This window comes from Micromonospora sp. AB353 (assembly GCF_049538395.1).
GTDB classification, from domain to species: Bacteria; Actinomycetota; Actinomycetes; order Mycobacteriales; family Micromonosporaceae; genus Micromonospora; species Micromonospora aurantiaca.
Map to the genome: position 1 here is coordinate 51,026 of NZ_JBMVFV010000025.1, position 18,339 is coordinate 69,364.

Genomic DNA, 18,339 nt, shown 5'->3' on the forward strand with positions numbered 1-18,339 from the left:
TCAGAGCAGCCCGGCCAGTTCCAGCTGGGTACGCACGCGGCCCGTCTCGGCGGCGTCCAGCGGCCGCAGCGGCAGCGACACCGCGTTGCCCGCGATGACGCCGAGCAGGGACAGCGCGGTCTTGAACGCGCCGACGCCCCGGGTGGCGCCCGCCGAGGTGGCCGGGTCGGCCGCGTCGACGATGCGGAACAGCCGGGTCAGGCGGTCCTGCTCCCGGCGGGCCGCAGCCCAGTCACCGGCCACGCAGGCGCGGTGCAGCCGCACGTACGCGGCCGGGTCCACGTTGCCCAGTCCGGGCACCGAGCCGGAGCCGCCCGCGAGCATCATCGCGTCGACCACCACCTCGTGGCCGGTGAGCAGGCTGAAGTCGCGCTCCGGCGCGTGCTCGGCGACGGCCAGCGCGAGCTGACGGAACGCCACGTCGTCGCCGCTGGAGTCCTTGACACCGGCGAGCACGCCGTCGGCGGCGAGCCGGGTCAGCAGGTCGACGGAGAGCTTGCTGTGCACGCAGACCGGGATGTCGTACGCCAGCAGCGGAAGCTCGACCGCCGCGGCGACCGCGCGGAAGTGCCGCTCGATCTCGTGCGGGCCGACGATGGCGTAGAACGGCGCGGTCACGACCAGGCCGTCCGCGCCCAGCCGGGTGGACGCCTCGGCCCGCTCCACGACCCGGCGGGTGGTGGGTTCGATGCAGCCGGCGATGACCGGCACGGCGCCGCCGGCGGTCTTCACGATGGTCTCCAGGGCCAGGTCCCGCTGCCGGTCGGTGAGGAAGACCGTCTCGCCGGAGCTGCCGAGCGCGAAGATGCCGTCGACGCCGGCGTCGAGCAGCCACTCGACCAGCCGTTCCAGCGAGTGCACGTCGACCTCGCCCTCATCGGTCAGGGGGGTCACGGCCGGCGGCACGACTCCGGCGAACCGCGGGGCGGGGGTGGTCACAGGTTCTCCTCGACAGACTCGGTTGTGGTGCGGCCGGTCGCCGAGGTGGCGAGCGCGACCAGTTCGGTGTTGGCGGTTCCGGCGGGCACCGGGTGGTGGCAGCGGAACTCGTGGCCCTCGCCCTCGGCGGGGCGCGGCGCGGGCATGTCCACGGCGCAGCCGTCGGTGGCGGCCCAGCAGCGGGTCCGGAACGGGCAGCCGCTCGGCGGCCGGGTGGCCGACGGGACCGGGCCGACCAGCGGAATGGGCTCGATCGGGGACAGCAGGCCCGGCGTGGCCGAGAACAAGGCCCGGGTGTACGGGTGCCGGCCGCCCTCGGGCAGCAGGTCGGCGGGCGTCTGCTCGACGATGCGGCCCAGGTACATGGTGACGACCCGGTCGCTGACCCGCTTGACGGTCTGGATGTCGTGCGACACCAGCACCATCGCCAGCCCGAGCCGGTCCTTGAGGTCCAGCAGCAGGTTGAGGATCTGGGCCCGGACCGACACGTCGAGCGCGCTGGTGGGCTCGTCGGCGATGACCAGTCCCGGTTCCAGGGCCAGCGCGCGGGCGATGGACACGCGCTGGCGCTGGCCGCCGGAGAGCTGGCTGGGCAGCACGTCGGCGACCGAGCGGGGCAGGCCCACCAGGGCCATCAGCTCGGCCACCCGCTGCTCGCGCTGCTGCCGGGTGCCCCGGCGGTGCACGTCGAGCGGGTCGCGCAGGATGTCGCGCACCGGCATGCGGCGGTTCAGCGACGTGGCCGGATCCTGGAAGATCATGCCGACGCCCGCGCCGATGTGCTCGCGCCGCTCGGCGGCGCTCATCGACCACACGTCCTTGCCGGCGAACGACACCGTGCCGCTGGTCGGCCGTTGCAGGCCGACGAGCACCTTGGCCAGCGTCGACTTGCCGCAGCCGGACTCGCCCACGATGCCGACCGTCTCGCCGGCCCGGATGACCAGGTCGGCGCCGGTGAGCGCGTAGACCTTCTCCCGGCTGAACATGCCGCCGCCGCGCGCGGCGTGCACCACGTGCACGTCGCTCAGCTCGGCGATCGGCCGGTGCTCGGCGGTGGCGCTCATCGGGCCGGCTCCTTCTCGCTGACGGTGACGGCGGGGTGGTGGCAGGCGTACCCGTGGCCGTCCGTGCCCTCCAGGGCGGGCGCGGTGTCCCGACAGATCTCGGTCGCCATCGGACAGCGGTCGGAGAACCGGCAGCCCTTCGGGAAGTCGGCGGGTGACGGGACCACGCCGCGGATCTGGGTGAGCCGTTCCGCGCCGGTCTCCAGCGACAGGACGGAACCGAGCAACCCGCGGGCGTAGTGGTGGGCGGGTGCCTCCATCACGTCGGCGGTCACGCCGGTCTCCACGATCTGCCCGCCGTACATCACCACGACCCGGTCGCAGACGTCGCTGACCAGGGCGAGGTCGTGGCTGACCAGGATGAGGGCGAAGCCGAGCCGCTCGCGCAGGTCCAGAAGCAGCTTCATCACCTGGGCCTGCACGGTGACGTCGAGCGCGGTGGTCGGCTCGTCCGCGATGATCAGCTTCGGGTCGCGGGACAGCGCCATGGCGATCACCACGCGCTGCCGCTGCCCGCCGGACAGCTCGTGCGGGTACGCGGCGAGCGTGCGCTGCGGGTCCAGCCCGACCAGCCGCATCAGTTCCTCGGCCGAGCGGGTGCCGCCACGGCGGATCATCTGGGCGAGCTGGGCGCCGACGCGCAGCGCCGGGTTCAGCGCCGACAGCGCGTCCTGGTAGACCATGGCGATCTCGCGGCCCATCAGGGCCCGGCGGCCCTTCGCGTTCAGCTTCAGCAGGTCCGTGTCCTGGAAGCGGATCTCGCCGCGTACCCGGGCACCCTGCGGCAGCAGGCCCATCACGGCCAGGACGCTGAGCGACTTGCCCGAGCCGGACTCCCCCACCAGGCCGACGACCTCGCCGGGGCGGACGTCGAAGGAGAGCCCGTCGACGATGTCCACGCCGCGGTGGCGGCCCTCGAAGCCGATGGACAGGTCGCTGACCTGAAGCACCGGCTTGCCCTGCGGCAGCGGGCGGGCGCGCTCGCGCAGCCGCTGCGCCGCCTCGGCGAGACCCGGCAGCTCGACCACCTCGCCGGTGCCGGGCTTCGCCTGCTCCAGCGCGTCCCCGTTGGTGGTGGACGTGGCACGGCGCGCGGCCGGGGCGGCCCACGCGTCGGACATGCCCTCGGAGAGCACGTTGAGCGCCAGCACGGTGAGCAGGATCAGCAGGCCGGGGAAGAACGTGGCCCACCAGCCGCCGATCTGCACCATCTCCTTGCCGAACGCGATCACCGAGCCCCACGAGGAGGCCGCCTCCTGCGGGGCGAGGCCGCCGCCGATGAAGGACAGCGACGCCTCGAAGACGATGGCGTCGGCCACCATGACGGTGACGAAGACCAGGATCGGGGCGGCGCAGTTGCGCAGGACGTGCCGCCAGAGGATGTGCGGCCGCCGGGCGCCGATGATCCGCTCGGCGGCCACGTAGTCCTCGCCGTACTGGGACAGCACGTTGGCGCGGACGATGCGCGCGACCGACGGGGTGAACACGAAGCCGATCGCGATGACGAGGACCAGCAGGCTGTTCTTGCCGAACGAGATGATCAGCAGCGCGGAGAGCACGATCGTGGGGAAGGCCATGACCACGTCGAGGCAGCGCATGATGATCTCGTCGACGACGGTGCGGCTGCTGCCGGCGATCGCGCCGAGGATCGCGCCGAGCACCAGCGCGATGCCGGCCGCGCCGAAGCCCACGATCAGGGAGCGCCGGGTGCCCGCGACCAGCCGGGAGAAGACGTCCCGGCCGAGCTTGTCCAGGCCGAACCAGAAGTCGCCGTTCGGGCCGGTCAGCGCCGGGCCGAGCCCGGTCTGGGTGGGGTCGTGACGCAGCAGCAGCGGGGCGAGCAGGCCGACCACGACGATGAGCGCGACGAAGCCGAGCGCGAACCGGGCCGCGAGACCGAGCCGGGCGAAGGCCATGCCGGGGCGGGACAGCCGCGTGGTGAGGGACCGGCGCATCAGTGGCCTCCGCGCAGTCGGGGGTTGGCGAAGAGGTAGAGGATGTCGACGACCAGGTTCACCAGGACGAAGCAGAGCGCGATGGTCAGCACGGTGCCCTGGGCCAGCGCGGTGTCGTTCTGCTGGACCGCGCTCATGATCTGGGTGCCCATGCCTGGCAGCGAGAAGATCGCCTCGATGACGACGGTGCCGCCGATGAGGTAACCGATCCGCAGGCCGAGCGCGGTGAGCGGATTGACAAGCGCGTTGCGCAGCACGTTGCGGCCGATCACCACGCGCGGTGGCAGTCCGGCCCCGATCGCGGTGCGGACGTAGTCCTTGTCGAGTTCCTCGACCATGGACGTCCGGACGATGCGGGCCAGCGAGCAGCCGACCGGTACGGCCAGCGCCAGCGCGGGCATGGCCAGCGACTGCAACCACAGACCGACCGAGTCGGCGGGGTTGACGTAGCCGCCGGTCGGGAAGAGCGCCCGGCGGACGGAGAACTCCTGGATGAACAGCAGGGCCAGCCAGAACGAGGGCGTGGCGATGCCGGCCATGGAGACGATCCGGATGACCTGGTCGGGCCAGCGGTCCCGGTACAGGGCGGCCGGGATGCCGAGCGCCAGCGCGATGACGAGCGCGCCGACGACGCCGAGCGCGGTGAGCTGGATGGTCAGCGGCAGCGCCATGGCGATCTTCTCGGCGACCGGGACCGACGGCGGGAACGTCATGCCGAGGTCGCCGCGGACGAGGTCGCCGAGGAAGTGCAGGTAGCGCAGCGGCAGCGGGTCGTTCAGGCCGTTGGCGGCACGGAACGCCTCGACCTGCGCCGGCGTCGCCTGGTCACCGAGGACTGACAACGCCGGGTCGATCGGGGAGAACTGCATGATCACGAAGACGAAGAGCGTGATGCCCAGCACCAGGGGGATCAGCGTCAGGAATCGTCGTGCGACCAGGTTCAGGACGGTCAGCATGGATTCTCTTTCTCGTGGCGGGGCGCCGGGACGCCCCGCCCGGCCGCACGGGTCACGTGGGGCCGGGCGGGACGCCTGCGGGGCCGGAACCCCGAGCGCGGGCTCAGCCGGTCCGGCCGGTGCCCAGGAAGTACAGGCCGGTGGTGGAGGCGCCGGAGAAGCCGTCCACCTTGGCCGGGTCGTACGCGGTGACGACCTTGGTGTGCAGGATCGGGTACAGCGGCACCTGGTCCGCCGCCATGTCCAGGGCCTGCTTCCACAGCGCCTTGCGGGCCGTCTCGTCGGAGGTCTGCGCGGCCTTGTCCAGCAGGTCGCCCATGGCCTTGCGGTCGGCGTCGCTCCAGCGGTAGCGCTGGCCCGGCCAGGTCTCGCCGAAGTAGTACCAGCGCATCAGCAGGTCGGTGTCGACGCCGAAGACGCTCGGGTCACCGGTGGCCATGAGCACCCGGAAGGTGTCCTTGGGGACGATGTCGCCGTAGATGGCCGAGGACGGCACGGTGTTCAGCGTGGCGGTGACGCCGATCTTCTTCCACTGCTCGATGACCAGCGGGGCGACGTCCTTGACCACCGAGCTGTCGGTGGTGTCGAGCCGGAACGACAGATTGGTGACGCCGGCCTCCTGGAGCAGGGCCTTGGCCTTGTCCGGGTTGTAGTCGTAGACGGTGGCGGCCTTCTGGTAGGCCTTGTTGCCCTCGTCGAGGTAGCTCGTCGCCGGGCTGCCGTAGCCGTTGAGCGCGGTCTTGATGACCGCCTCCTTGTCGATGGCGTAGTGCAGGGCCTGGCGCACCCGCTTGTCGCTGAACGGCGCGGCGGCGTTGTTGAACATGAGGAAGACCTGGTTGAAGGCCTGCTTCACGTCGATCGTGTACTTGTCCTTGAGCGAGTCCACGTTCAGGTACGGCACGGCCTCGATGGCCTGCACCCGGCCGCCCTGCAGGTCCGACACGCGGGCTGACGCCTCGGTGGTGGTGTTCCACGTCATCGTCTCGACCTTGGCGGCGCGCGGGCCGTTGTAGTTCGCGTTCCTGCTCAGCTTGATGCCGGATTCCTTTGACGCGCTGTCCACCTTGAACGGGCCGGAGCCGATCGGGGCGGTGTCGAACGCCTTGGCCGCGGCCGCGTCACCGGTCTTCGCCTTGGGGACGATCTTGATGACCGCGATCCGCTCGCTGAACAGCGCGAACGGGTACTTCAGCGTGAACTCGACGGTGGTCGCGTCCTTGGCGGTCACGGTGTCCAGGAACGACACGAAGCCCTGCATCAGCGGCGGCGCCTTCGGGTCCGCGGGCTTGAGCACGCGGGTGAAGGACCAGGCCACGTCCTCGGCGGTGACCGGGGTGCCGTCGGAGAACTTCGCCCCGTCACGCAGCGTCACGGTGTAGGTCCGGCCGTCGGCCCCGGGGGTCGGGTCGCTCTTGGCCAGGGCGTTGTAGGGTTCCCGCGTGATCGGGTCGAGGTCGACGAGGCCCTCGAAGACGTGCTGGTTGACCGCTGTCGCCACGGCCGAGGAGGCGTTGCTGGGATCGAAACCGCTGGAGAGCGTGAAGGCCAGCGTGGCCTCGATGGACGTGCCCCCCTTCCCGTCGCCCACGGCGTTTGTCGAGGCGGGACCGCCACTGCAGGCCGCCAGCGCGACCGCGAGGCCGCCCGCGAGGGTGGCGGCGGTCAGGGAGCGGACGCGGCCGCGCAGGGCGCGCCGGCTCCTCGACGGCTTACCGGTGGTGCTCACGTAGCTGCCTCCATAGGCTCTTCATGCGCTCGCGTGCCCGCTCGCGCTCGGGGATGTGAAGCATAGGGTGTATGACGTCTGACGTCTTATGCCGGTAGGGTGAGAGTGACAGATTCGGGAACGAAGGGCAAGGGGCAGATGACGACCATTGACGCCAGTCCGCTACGCGGCGCCGAGCGGCCCAGCCCTCGCCGGCAGGAGGTCGCCACCAGGATCAAGGAGTACATCCTGCGCAACCGCCTCAAGCCGGGGAACCTCCTGCCCACCGAGACCGAGCTGTGCGAGGCCGTCGGCGCCAGCCGCTCCAGCGTCCGCGAGGCCGTGAAGATCCTCTCCGCGCTCGACATCGTCGAGGTACGCCACGGCCACGGCACGTTCGTCGGCCGCATGTCCCTCAACGCCCTTGTGGAGAGCCTGACGTTCCGCGGCCTGCTCAGCGGCGAGGACGACCACCACGTGCTGGCCCAGGTCGTCGACATCCGCCAGACGCTGGAGCAGGGCCTGGCCGCCACCGTCATCGACGCCCTGGACGAGCAGCACCGCTCGGAGCTGTCCGCGCTCGCCGACGAGATGCACAGCCGCGCCGCCCGCGGCGAGGACTTCCTCGACGTCGACCGCGCGTTCCACCTGAAGCTGATGGAACCCCTCGGCAACGACCTGCTGGTCCAGCTCACCGAGGCGTTCTGGCAGGTGCAGGCCATCGTCGCGCCCACGCTGCAGACCGAGCCGGAGGACCGGGTCATCACCGCCCAGCGGCACCAGGCCATCGTCGCCGCCCTCACCGCCGCCGACGCGGCGGCGCTGCGCTCGGCCGTCGCCGAGCACTACGCGCCCATCCGGTCGAGCATCGCCCGCGCCGCGCAGACCTGATCCGCCGTACGGAGGGACCGCGGCGAGAGGCCCGGGCAGGACCGCTGGCGACCACCCGGGCCGGACGGGAGACGTCGACCGGAACCGATCCTTGACGGGCGAGGGGAACCCGCCTAGCGTGCAGACATCGGACATCTGACGTCGGATAGCTCCGATTCCCCTCCCCCGTCCCGGAAGGAACCACGTGTCCCCTCGCCGCGCCATACCGCGCCGCGCGACCGTCCTCGCGGCGGCCGCCCTCACCGTGCTCTCCATACTTCCCGCCACCGCTGCCCAGGCCGCCGCCCCCGCCGGTGTGACAGCCACCGTCGGCGCCGACTGCACCGCCGGCCGGCTGCTGCTCGACCTCGACAACCGCGCCACCACCACGCAGACCTACACCGTCACCTGGCCCGGACGCTCCGGCTCACCGTGGACCCGCACGGTCGCCGCCGGCGGCAACGCCGAGCTGTACTGGACGCTGACCCCCGGCACGTCGTACACGCTGCGCACGACGACCCCGACCGGCCTGGACGAGACCACCAGCGGCATCTTCCACTGCGGCACCGGCATGTCCGCGCTGGCCGGCTTCGACTGCACGAACGGCCGCCTCCAGCTCGCCTTGGAGAACCGCACCGCGGCGGCCCGCGACTTCACCGTCACCTGGGCCGGACGCACCGGCTCGCCGTGGACCCGCACCATCGCCGCCGGCGGCAACCACCTGCACTACTGGACCGTCGGCGCCGGCACCCCGTACACGCTGCGGGTCACCGCGCCGGGCTTCGACACCACGCTGCGCGGCACCACCTCCTGCGACCTCGCCGCCGGCAACCCGCAGCTCGCCACCACCACGCTGCTGACCACGCAGACCGTGATCCGCGACCTCAACGGCGCGAACGGCCGCTACGACGGCACCGTCGCCTCGGTCCGCATCCCCGGCCTGGCCGTGAGCAACAACGGCACCGTCATCGCCGTGGCCGACGCCCGGGTCGACGGCTCGTACGACCTCGGCGGCGGCACCAACAACATCCAGATCGTGATGATCCGCAGCACCGACGGCGGACGCACCTTCGAGCAGCCCCGCGTCATCCACGCCCCGCCCACCACCAGCGAGGGCGTCGGCGACCCCAGCCTGCTCGTCGACCGCGCCACCGGCGTCGTCTACTGCTTCTTCACCTACTCCCCCCGGCCCGGCATCAGCTTCTGGTCCGGCGGCTCCGGCCTGAACACCGCCGACGACCCGAACAGCATGCACCTGCGCTACATCACCAGCCGGGACGACGGCGCCACCTGGAGCGCGCCGGTCGAGCTGAACCCGGCCGTCAAGGACCCCACCTGGCGGCAGGTGTTCTTCTCCTCCGGCCACGGCATCCAGACCAGCACCGGTCGCCTGATCCAGCCGATCGCCTACCGGGACTCCGCGGGCACCAGCCACGCCGCGAACATCTACAGCGACGACAACGGCGCGACCTGGCGCCGCGGCGGATCCGCCGGCGGGAACATCAACGAGAGCAAGGCGATCGAGCGCGGCACCGGCGCGGTGGTGCAGAACATGCGGCACAACTCCACCCGCAGCCGCTTCTACGCCACCTCCACCGACGGCGCGGCGACGTTCGGTACGGCGACGGCGAGCGCCCTGCTGCCCGACCCGCTCTGCAACGCCGACGAGATGTCCTACCTGCGCCCGGCCGAGGTCGGTGCGAACCGCGCCCCGGTACGCACCCGCACGGCGCTGTTCAGCAACAACGCGCACCCGACCGCACGCAACGACCTCACCGTGCGGCTGTCCACCGACGACGGCGCGACCTGGCCGGCACGGGCGCTGGTCAAGCCCGGCGGCGCCGGTTACTCGACGATGGCGGTCCTGGCCGACGGTACGGTCGGCAACCTGTACGAGGTGGGAAACACCGGCGGCATCTACTTCGCCCGGTTCAGCCTCGACTGGGTGAAGGGCGCCTGACCGCCGTGTCCCGTCCGGACGACGGCGTCCGGGCGGGACACGGTCAGCGCTGCCAGCGGACCACGCCACCGACCACGGTGAGCGCCACGGTCAGGTCCCGCAACCGCGCCGGTTCGACCCGGTACGGGTCGGTGGGCAGCACGATGAAGTCGGCGAGCATGCCGGGGCGCAGCCGGCCCTTCAGGTGCTCCTCGTAGGAGGCGTACGCGCCGGCCTCGGTGAAGCAGCGCAACGCCGCGTCCAGGTCGAGCCGCTCGTGCGGGTCGACGCCGCCGGGCGGGGTGCCGCCGGGCTGCTGCCGGGTCACCGCGGCGTGGATGCCGAAGAACGGGTCCGGGTCCTCCACCGGGGCGTCCGACCCGAACGCCACTGTGGCCCCGGCGTCGCGCAGGCTGCGCCAGGCGTACGAGGCCAGGCCCCGGCCGGCGAGCATCCGGGTGGTGAGCGGGATGTCGCTGGTGCAGTGCGTGGGCTGCATCGAGGCGATCACGCCGTGGCGGGCGAGCAGCGGCACGTCGTCCGGCAGCAGGTGCTGGGTGTGCTCGATCCGGTGCCGCAGCCGCGCCACCGGGCCCGGGCCGGCCGACTCGCGCCAGCGCGCGTACGCCCGCAGCACCATCCGGTTCGCCGCGTCGCCGATGGCGTGCGCCGCCACCGCGATCCCGGCCCCGGCGGCGGTCGCCACCAGGCGCTCGAACTCCTCGGCCGGGGTGACCGCGATGCCGTGGTTGCCGGGCTCGCCGTCGTAGGGCTCGGTCATCAGGCAGGTGTGCGAGCCGAGCGCGCCGTCGGTGAAGATCTTCACCGGGCCGGTGCTCAGCCAGCGGTCCCCGTCGCCGGTGGCCCAGCCGGCGTCGATCGCCTCGTCCAGGGCGGTGGCGGGGATCGTCTTGTGCACCCGCAGCGGCAGCTCACCCCGGGCGTACAGCGTCTCGTAGGCGGCGCGGGCGTCCTGCCCGTCGAGATCGTGGATGCCGGTCAGGCCGGCGGCGAGCAGCCGGGGCAGGTGGGCGCGGAGCTGCGCCACCAGGTCACCGGCGTGCGGGGAACGCACCACCGCGTACGCCGCGTCGGCCGCCGCCTCGCGCAGGATGCCGGTCGGCTCGCCGTGCTCGTCCCGCGCGATCTGCCCGCCGGGCGGGTCGGGGGTGGCGGCGTCGATGCCGAGGCGCGCCAGGGCGGCGGTGTTCACCCAGATGGTGTGGCCGTCGATGCTCGGCAGGGCCGCCGGCCGGTCCGGGCAGACCCGGTCCAGGTCGGTGCGGGCCGGCTGCACCGGCCGGGTCCATCTGTTGCTGTCCCACCCGCCGCCGAGCAGCCAGGCGTCCGGCGGCAGCGTGGCGGCGTGTCCCGCGATCCGGGTCAGCGCCTCGTCGAGGCTCGCCGTGCCGCGCAGGTCCACCTGGTCCAGCCCGCGCACGTAGGACGCCGCGTGGATGTGGCTGTCGATCAGCCCGGGCAGCACGGCCATCCCGCCGAGGTCGACCCGCCGTGCGCCGCCGCCGGCCCGGTCCCGGCAGTCGGCGAGGTCACCGACGGCGACGATCCGCTCGCCGCGGACCAGCATCGCCTCGGCGTACGGGCGGTCCGGGTCGAGGGTGTGGATGCGGGCGTTCTCGTAGACCGTGCCGCTCATGGGCTCCCCTGCCTCGGCGCTCGTACGGAGTGTCAGGACGGGCGGACCGGCGCCGTCTGCGCCGGCTCACCGGCCCGGTCCGCGCGGATCCGGTCGATGTGGTCGGCCAGCTCGTCGGTGATCAGCAGGTCCCGCCGGATGTCGTCGTGCGGGTACGCGGTCCGCCCGACCATGTGCGCCGCGACCGGGGCGGTGGCGAGCTGGAACAGGCCGACCAGCACCAGCGTGGTGATGTCCACCCCGGTACGCAGCCGCAGCGCGCAGCCGAGCAGCACCAGCAGCAGCCCGAGCACCTGCGGCTTGGCCGCCGCGTGCATCCGCGACAGCACGTCCGGGAAGCGGACCAGCGCGATGCCCGCGGCGAGGCAGAGCAGCGCGCCGGCGATCAGGCAGACGCCGGCGACGATGTCCAGGATCGCGTCGGCGGTCACTTCGGGCTTCTCCGGGACGCGAACCGGGCGACGCTCACCGAGCCGACGAAACCGACGAGGGCGAGGACGACGAGGACCGGCAGCGCGGTGGCGTCCCGGCTGTAGGCGGCCTCGGTGGCGATGGCCGCGACCGCGACGGCGAGCAGCACGTCGGTGGCGACGGCCCGGTCGAGGATGGACGGCCCGCGGATGATGCGGACGAGGGTGAGTCCACCGGCCGCGACGAGCAGCGCGGTGACGATCACGGCGACGACGGTCACGTCGGTGCTCCTTCCAGTTCGACCGAACCGGCGGGTTCGGCCTCGTCGTGGCGGATCCGGTCGCGCTCCTCGGCCGAGCCGACGGCGGCGACGATGCGCGCCTCCAGCTCCAGCACGCTGCGCCGGAACCGTTCCACCTCGTCGGGGCTCCGGATCCCGATGACGTGCACGTAGAGCGTCCCGGTACTCCGGTCGGCCTCCAGGATGAGACTGCCCGGCACCAGCGAGAGCGCCTCGGCGTTCAGGGTCAGGTTGAGGTCGGTGTTCACCCGCAGGCGCACCGCGATGATCGCCGAGTGCGGGTGCCCGGGCCGGACGGCGAGCCAGGCCACCTGGGCGGACGCGACCACCAGGTCGTACAGGAAGCGGATCACGAACCGCAGCAGCGGTACCGGCCGGATCCGGCCGGCGAACGTGACAGGGGGAAGCGGGAAGACCACCAGCAGCACTGCCGCGACCACGAGTCCGCTGATCACGTTGGCCCAGCTGAAGGTGCCCCACAACAGCACCCAGACGGTGACCAGGCCGGTCACCGCGATGGCCCGGTTGCGCCAGCGGTCACGGCGGGTCAGCGGCGCTTTCGGCTGACTGGTCACGGCGGTCCCTCCGGGAACACGGCCTCGACGTACGGGGCACGGCGCAACAGGTCGTCGGCGGCGTCGGTGCTGATGTCGAACAGCGGTCCGGCCACCACCGTCAACGCCAGGCCGAGCACCACGAGGGCGGCGGTGGACACGGTCATCAGCCGGGGCAGCACCGCTCCGGCCGGCGACGGGCCGTCGTGCGGCTGCTCGGCGCCGTCGGTGCGGGCCGCCTGCTCGGCGTCACCGGACTCCGGCATGTCCGCGTGCGGCGCCCGCCAGAAGGCGAGGTTCCACACCCGGGCGATGGCGTAGAGCGTGAGCAGGCTGGTGAGCAGTCCCCCGGCGACCAGCGACCAGGCCAGGAACCCGCCGTCGTCGACGCCGGCCTGCACCAGGCCGAGCTTGCCGAGGAACCCGGAGAACGGTGGTATGCCGGCCAGGTTCAGCGCGGGCACGAAGAACAGCACCGCCAGCAGTGGTGACAGCCGGGCCAGGCCGCCGAGGCGGTCCAGCGCGGTGCTGCCACCGCGTCGTTCGACCAGGCCGGCGGCGAGGAACAGGGTGGTCTGGATGGTGATGTGGTGCACCACGTAGAAGATCGCCGCGGACAGGCCGAGCGGGGTGGTCAGGCCGACCCCGAACAGCATGTATCCGATGTGGCTGACCAGCGTGAACGACAGCAGCCGTTTGATGTCCGACTGCGCGACCGCACCGAGGATGCCCACCACCATGGTCAGCGCCGCTATCACCATGAGCAGGTCGGCGGTGCGGCCGCCGGGGAACAGCAGCGTCTCGGTGCGGATGATCGCGTACACGCCGACCTTGGTGAGCAGGCCGGCGAAGACCGCCGTGACCGGCGCGGGCGCGGTCGGGTAGCTGTCCGGCAACCACGCCGACAGCGGGAACACCGCCGCCTTGATGCCGAAGGCGAGCAGCAGCATGCCCTGCAGCACCAGGCGGATGTCGTCGGGCAGCGCGTCCAGGCGGTCGGCGAGCTGCGCCAGGTTCAGCGTGCCGGTGGCGGAGTAGACCAGGCCGATCGCCACCAGGAAGATCAGCGAGGAGAGCAGGCTGACCACCACGTACGTGGTGCCGGCCCGGATCCGCGTCTCGGTGCTGCCCAGCGTCAGCAGCACGTAGCTGGCGACCAGCAGGATCTCGAAGCCGACGTAGAGGTTGAACAGGTCGCCGGAGAGGAAGGCGTTGCACACGCCGGCGGTCAGCACCAGGTAGGTCGGGTGGTAGACCGACAGCGGTGTCTCCTCGTTGCCGTCGGCCATGCCCTGCCCGATGGAGTAGACGAGCACGCACAGGGTGACCGAGGCGGACACCACGAGCATCAGCGCGGCGAGCTGGTCGGCGACGAGCACGATGCCCATCGGCGCCACCCAGCCGCCCACCTCCACCACGAGCGGGCCGTCCAGCGAGGAGCGGACCAGGAGCATCGCGGCCACCGCGACGGTGGCGGTGAGCACGATGATGCTGACCCACCGCTGGGCGCGGGCCCGGCGGGCGAGCAGCAGGGTGAGGGCGGCGCCGAGCAGCGGCATCACCACCGGCAGCGGTACGAGCCAGGTCATCGGACGGCCTCCGCCTCGCCGGCGACGAGCACCCGGGCCTCGGGGCTGCCGTCGGCGGCGTCGACGGTGTCCGAGTCCGAGGTGCCCGGGCCCTCGTCCCGGTCGGCCAGCTCCATGATCCGGCGGTCCTCGACGTCGTCCTGCACCTCGTCGTGCCCGTTGAGGTGCCAGCTCCGGTAGGCCAGCGCGAGCAGGAACGCGGTCATGCCGAGCGTGATCACGATCGCGGTCAGCACCATCGCCTGGGGCAGCGGGTCGGACATGTCCTCCTGGGCGGTGGTGCCGACGATCGGCGGGCCGCCGGCCCGGCCGCCGGTGAGCAGCAGCAGGTTGGCGCCGTTGCCGAGCAGGATGACCCCCATCAGGACGCGGGTGAGGCTGCGTTCCAGCAGCAGGGTGACGCCGGTGGCGAACAGGACGCCGATGACCACGACGTAGACCAGGTTGGGGATGTTCGGGCTCATACCAGCTCCTCTTCCCGTACGCCGGCCGGTTCGGTCTCCTGTTCGTCGACCTCCTCCTGGCGGTCCATCTCGGCGCCCAGGCTGCGCAGGATGTCCAGGACGAGGCCGACCACGATGAGGTAGACGCCGACGTCGAAGAAGACCGACGTCACGAAGTGCACGTGGCCCAGCAGCGGCAGGTGGAAGTCGAGTGTCGCGCTCTGCAGGAACTCGCCGCCCAGCAGCATCGCGGCCACGCCGGTGCCGACCGCGACGAACAGCCCCGCGCCGAGCACCAGGCCCGCGTCCACGGGCGCGGCGCCGTTGAGTTCGGTACGCCCGCCCGCCAGGTACCGCACGGCGAGCCCCAGCCCGGCGACCAGTCCGGCGGCGAACCCGCCACCGGGGGCGTTGTGGCCGGAGAAGAGCAGGTAGATCGAGAACAGCAGGATGGCGTGGAACAGCAGTCGGGTGACCACCTGGAGGATGACCGACTGCTGGCGGGAGGTCGCGCCGCTGGTCAGCCAGCGCGGGCGCGACGACTGCTGCCGGCCGGCGCCGGGGATGCCGCTGCGCAGGTCCAGCGCGCGGGAGCGGCGGAAGATCAGGCTGGCCACGCCGGTGGCGGCCACCACCAGCACGGCGATCTCGCCCATCGTGTCCCAGGCCCGGATGTCGACGAGCGTCACGTTCACCACGTTCTTGCCGCCGCCGTAGGACACGGCCTCGTCCGGGAAGCCGACCGAGACCGGCGTTGCGGTTCGGCTGCCCGCCGCCACGTACGCCATCCCGGCGGTGACCACGCCGACGGCGACGCCGAGCGCGACCCGGAACCGCCGGGTGGCGCGGATCGGGCGGGCCGAGAACCGGCGCGGCAGGCGGCGCAGCACCAGCACGAACATCACGATCGTGACGGTCTCCACCAGGAACTGGGTGAGCGCGAGGTCGGGCGCGCCGTGCAGGATGAACATCAGCGCCGTGCCGTAGCCGGTCACGCCGACCAGGATCATCGCGGTCAGCCGGCGGCGGGCGCGCGCGGCCACCAGCGCCGCGACCACGATGACCGCGCCGGCGACGGCCTGCAACGGGGTGTCCCAGAGCTGGAACCGGCTGGCCCACGGCGCGCCGGCGAGTACCGCGCCGCCGGGCAGCACGACCAGCACCAGCAGGATGACGCCGAGGTAGAAGGGCAGCGAGCCGCGCTGGGTGGCGCCGGTCAGCTCCACCGCCGCGCGGTCGACCGCGCCGGCCAGCCGGTCGTAGCCGGTGGCGCCGTCGAACGGCAGCCGCGGCAGGTAGGGCCGGCGCCGGTGCAGCAGCAGGAACAGCCCGAGACCGGCGGTCACCGCCAGCGCCGACAGGCCCAGCGCCGGGGTCAGGCCGTGCCAGAGGGCCAGGTGGTAGCCCGGATCGGCGGTCGGGAACTGATCGGCGTACGGGGCCAGCACCCGGTCCACCGCCGGGGCGAGGACGCCGACCGCGAGGCCGGCGAGGGCGAGCACCGCCGCCGGGCCGATGAACGCCGGCTCGATCCGGTGCGGCCGGGTCTCCGCGACGCCGGGCTTGGCGGCGAACGCGCCCCACAGGAACCGCGCGGTGTACGCGACGGTCAGCGCCGAGCCGGCCACCACTCCGGCGAGCACGGCCAGTTCGGTGGTGCCGCCGTGCAGGAACGCCTCGAGCGCTGCCTCCTTGGCCACGAAGCCGATCAGCGGCGGCAGGCCCGCCATCGAGGCGGCCGCGAGTCCGGCGACCGCCGCCAGCACCGGCGCGCGCCGGCCCAGCCCGCTGAGCTCCCGCAGGTCGCGGGTGCCGGTGACGTGGTCGACGACGCCGACGACGAGGAACAGTGTGGCTTTGAACAGGGCGTGCGCCAGCAGCATCGCGGCGCCCGCCAGCGCGGTGTCCCGGGTGCCCGCGCCGAGGATCACCATGAGCAGGCCGAGCTGGCTCACCGTGCCGTACGCCAGCAGCAGCTTCAGGTCGACCTGCCGCAGCGCCGTCCAGCCGCCGAGGAACAGCGTGATCAGGCCACCGGCCAGCAGGACGCCGCGCCACACGGTGGTCTGCCCCACGGCGGGGCCCATGAGCGCGGCCAGGAAGACGCCCGCTTTGACCATCGCGGCGGCGTGCAGGTACGCGCTAACCGGCGTGGGCGCGGCCATCGCGCGCGGCAGCCAGAAGCTGAACGGGAAGATCGCCGACTTGCTGGTCACGCCGAGCAGGACGAGCACCAGCGCGACGGTGAGGTAGCCGCCCTCGGGCAGGTTCCCGGCGATCTCCGACCACCGGTACGAGCCGGCGTGCTGGCCGAGCATCACGAACCCGGCGAGCATCGCCAGGCCGCCCAGCGTGGTCACCAGCAGCGCCTGCATCGCCGCGCGGCGGCTGGCCCGCTTGGTCGGGTCGCTGCCGATCAGCAGGTAGGAGAAGACGGTGGTGAGTTCCCAGAACACGTAGAGCAGCAGCAGGTCGTCGGAGACGACCAGGCCGAGCATCGCGCCGGCGAACGCGACGAACACCGCGGCGAACCGGCCGAGGCCGGGATCGTCGGAGCGGAAGTAGCGCGCACTGTAGACGAGTACGAGGGCGCCGACCCCACCGACGAGCAGCACCAGCAGCCAGGACAGCGTGCCCATGCGCAGCGCGAGTTCCAGACCGAGCTGCGGCACCCAGGTGACGGTCTCGACGACGGGCCGGCCCGCGCGGACCGGTTCGGTACGGGTCACCGCCCAGATCAGCGCCGCCGCCGGGACGGTCGCCAGCAGATAGAGAGCCCGCCGACCGAGGAGACGTACCAGCACGGGGGCGGTCACGGCTGCGAACGCATGGACCGCCACCAGAACCAGCACACACACTCCTCAAGATCGACCTGCGGTACGTCAACCCTAACCGGCGATTCGGCGAGGCGGTATGTCGAGAGAATCACGCGAACGTGTCGTGTCGGCTCCGCTCTGTTTCGGGTAAGGAGTGAGGTTTGCTTTGCCCGGTACACCGGTCGGCGTCCGGCGGTCCCCCGATAGGGTTGTCGGCGTGCTGGCGATGCGAGCCGCCCTGGCGGGCACCACCGGGAACGCGATGCTGATGGGCCTCGCCGAGGTCAGCACGCCGGTCGGCTGGGTGCTGCTGCCGGGTCTGCTCGGCGTCTCCGCCCGGCCCCGGGTCGCGGCGCTGGTGTCGGCGTGGGCGGGCGTGCTGGTCGCGCTGTCCGTCGTCGTACCGGTGGTCCCCGGCCACCGCAGTGATCCGCAGGCGCTGCTCGCCTCGGCGGCCGGCCTGGCCGTGGTGCCGGTCCTGGCCTGGGCGCGCCGCCGGACGCGGACCGCGACGGTGACGCGTGCCGCCGCGCCGCCGGACGTCGCGGTGTTCACAGTGCCCGCCGGGCCGGGAAGCGCCGCGCTGGCGATCTGCGGCACCGCCGGCGAGATCGGCGCCGCCGTACCGGTCCGCGGTGGCGGGCTGCGCGTCCTGCTCGGCACCGTCACCGGCGCCGTGCTGGACACCCCCGCCGGGCGCCGGGCGATCGAGCAGGCGTTCCACCGGGCCGCCGACGGGCCGCGGCGCACCGTGCCGCACCTGGCCGGCGCGCTCGAGAAGGTGGTCCGCGACCTCGCCGCGGCGGGGCACCTGCGCGCCACGATCGTGGACGTGGACCGCGCCGGATCGGTCCGCGCGGTGCGCTGCGGGTCACCGGATCTCGTCGTCGCCGCCGGGGACCGCGTCGACCTCGCAGGGGTGGCGGCCGGGCCGGCGATCGGGTCCACCGAGCCGGGCGAGCACGCCGTACCCGGCCCGGTCACCGGCCGCCGGATCGCCGTCGTCGGCACCGGCTTCACCGACGCGCACGGCGAGCGCTGGCTGCGCGTACTCGATCAGGTGGCCGCCGGGGACGACCCGGCGCGGGCGGCGGAGCTGCTGACCCGCGGGCCCCGGGGCGGGCGGCGCACCGGCCC

Annotated in this window: 15 protein-coding genes; 3 read left to right on the top strand and 12 right to left on the bottom strand. The window is 72.7% G+C overall.

The features are described from left to right. The 5 genes from ACPCK6_RS13565 to ACPCK6_RS13585 all read right to left on the bottom strand — a co-directional run bounded on the left by ACPCK6_RS13565 (position 1) and on the right by ACPCK6_RS13585 (position 6,643). Positions 1-939, bottom strand: coding sequence for a dihydrodipicolinate synthase family protein (locus ACPCK6_RS13565; protein WP_396881491.1), 939 nt, complete (start codon positions 937-939; stop codon positions 1-3). Beyond that, entirely contained in the window at positions 936-2,003 is a 1,068-nt protein-coding gene (locus ACPCK6_RS13570; protein WP_423481280.1) for an oligopeptide/dipeptide ABC transporter ATP-binding protein, read from the bottom strand. Before ACPCK6_RS13570 ends, ACPCK6_RS13565 begins: the two co-directional genes overlap by 4 nt. Further along, a complete protein-coding gene (locus tag ACPCK6_RS13575; protein WP_423481281.1) occupies positions 2,000-3,958 on the bottom strand; it encodes a dipeptide/oligopeptide/nickel ABC transporter permease/ATP-binding protein in 1,959 nt (652 codons plus the stop codon). The genes ACPCK6_RS13570 and ACPCK6_RS13575 overlap by 4 nt, the downstream gene beginning before the upstream one ends. Next, a complete protein-coding gene (locus tag ACPCK6_RS13580) occupies positions 3,958-4,914 on the bottom strand; it encodes an ABC transporter permease (protein WP_423481282.1) in 957 nt (318 codons plus the stop codon). Before ACPCK6_RS13580 ends, ACPCK6_RS13575 begins: the two co-directional genes overlap by 1 nt. A gap of 103 nt (positions 4,915-5,017) precedes the next feature. After that, the gene (locus ACPCK6_RS13585) at positions 5,018-6,643 is read right to left on the bottom strand and encodes an ABC transporter substrate-binding protein (protein WP_423481283.1); all 1,626 of its coding nucleotides are present in this window, start codon (positions 6,641-6,643) and stop codon (positions 5,018-5,020) included. A gap of 138 nt (positions 6,644-6,781) precedes the next feature. Between ACPCK6_RS13585 and ACPCK6_RS13590 the strand changes: the two genes are divergently transcribed. Continuing rightward, entirely contained in the window at positions 6,782-7,513 is a 732-nt protein-coding gene (locus ACPCK6_RS13590) for a FadR/GntR family transcriptional regulator (protein ID WP_423481284.1), read from the top strand. A gap of 184 nt (positions 7,514-7,697) precedes the next feature. Beyond that, positions 7,698-9,452, top strand: a complete 1,755-nt coding sequence (locus ACPCK6_RS13595) for an exo-alpha-sialidase (RefSeq protein WP_423481285.1) — start codon at positions 7,698-7,700, stop codon at positions 9,450-9,452. Positions 9,453-9,495: 43 nt separating this feature from the next. Here ACPCK6_RS13595 and ACPCK6_RS13600 read toward each other — a convergent pair whose 3' ends face one another. Genes ACPCK6_RS13600 through ACPCK6_RS13630 form a run of 7 tightly spaced genes read right to left on the bottom strand, consistent with a single transcriptional unit; the run spans position 9,496 to position 17,238 of the window. Beyond that, entirely contained in the window at positions 9,496-11,088 is a 1,593-nt protein-coding gene (locus ACPCK6_RS13600) for an amidohydrolase (RefSeq protein WP_423481286.1), read from the bottom strand. A 32-nt stretch (positions 11,089-11,120) separates the two neighbouring features. Beyond that, positions 11,121-11,519: a monovalent cation/H(+) antiporter subunit G gene (mnhG, locus tag ACPCK6_RS13605; protein WP_396881484.1), complete on the bottom strand. Its 399-nt coding sequence runs from the start codon at positions 11,517-11,519 to the stop codon at positions 11,121-11,123. Further along, entirely contained in the window at positions 11,516-11,779 is a 264-nt protein-coding gene (locus ACPCK6_RS13610; RefSeq protein ID WP_013285827.1) for a monovalent cation/H+ antiporter complex subunit F, read from the bottom strand. The genes mnhG and ACPCK6_RS13610 overlap by 4 nt, the downstream gene beginning before the upstream one ends. Further along, the gene (locus tag ACPCK6_RS13615) at positions 11,776-12,375 is read right to left on the bottom strand and encodes a Na+/H+ antiporter subunit E (RefSeq protein ID WP_318333696.1); all 600 of its coding nucleotides are present in this window, start codon (positions 12,373-12,375) and stop codon (positions 11,776-11,778) included. The genes ACPCK6_RS13610 and ACPCK6_RS13615 overlap by 4 nt, the downstream gene beginning before the upstream one ends. Beyond that, positions 12,372-13,943 (bottom strand): Na+/H+ antiporter subunit D, encoded by a 1,572-nt coding sequence (locus tag ACPCK6_RS13620; RefSeq protein WP_318333695.1) that lies wholly within the window; start codon positions 13,941-13,943, stop codon positions 12,372-12,374. The genes ACPCK6_RS13615 and ACPCK6_RS13620 overlap by 4 nt, the downstream gene beginning before the upstream one ends. Further along, positions 13,940-14,407 (bottom strand): Na(+)/H(+) antiporter subunit C, encoded by a 468-nt coding sequence (locus ACPCK6_RS13625; RefSeq protein ID WP_318333694.1) that lies wholly within the window; start codon positions 14,405-14,407, stop codon positions 13,940-13,942. The genes ACPCK6_RS13620 and ACPCK6_RS13625 overlap by 4 nt, the downstream gene beginning before the upstream one ends. Next, positions 14,404-17,238 (bottom strand): Na+/H+ antiporter subunit A, encoded by a 2,835-nt coding sequence (locus tag ACPCK6_RS13630; protein ID WP_423481287.1) that lies wholly within the window; start codon positions 17,236-17,238, stop codon positions 14,404-14,406. Before ACPCK6_RS13630 ends, ACPCK6_RS13625 begins: the two co-directional genes overlap by 4 nt. Before the next feature lie 190 nt (positions 17,239-17,428). Here ACPCK6_RS13630 and ACPCK6_RS13635 point away from each other — a divergent pair. Then, on the top strand, positions 17,429-18,339 hold a 911-nt coding region (locus tag ACPCK6_RS13635; protein WP_423481288.1), incomplete at its 3' end, for a hypothetical protein.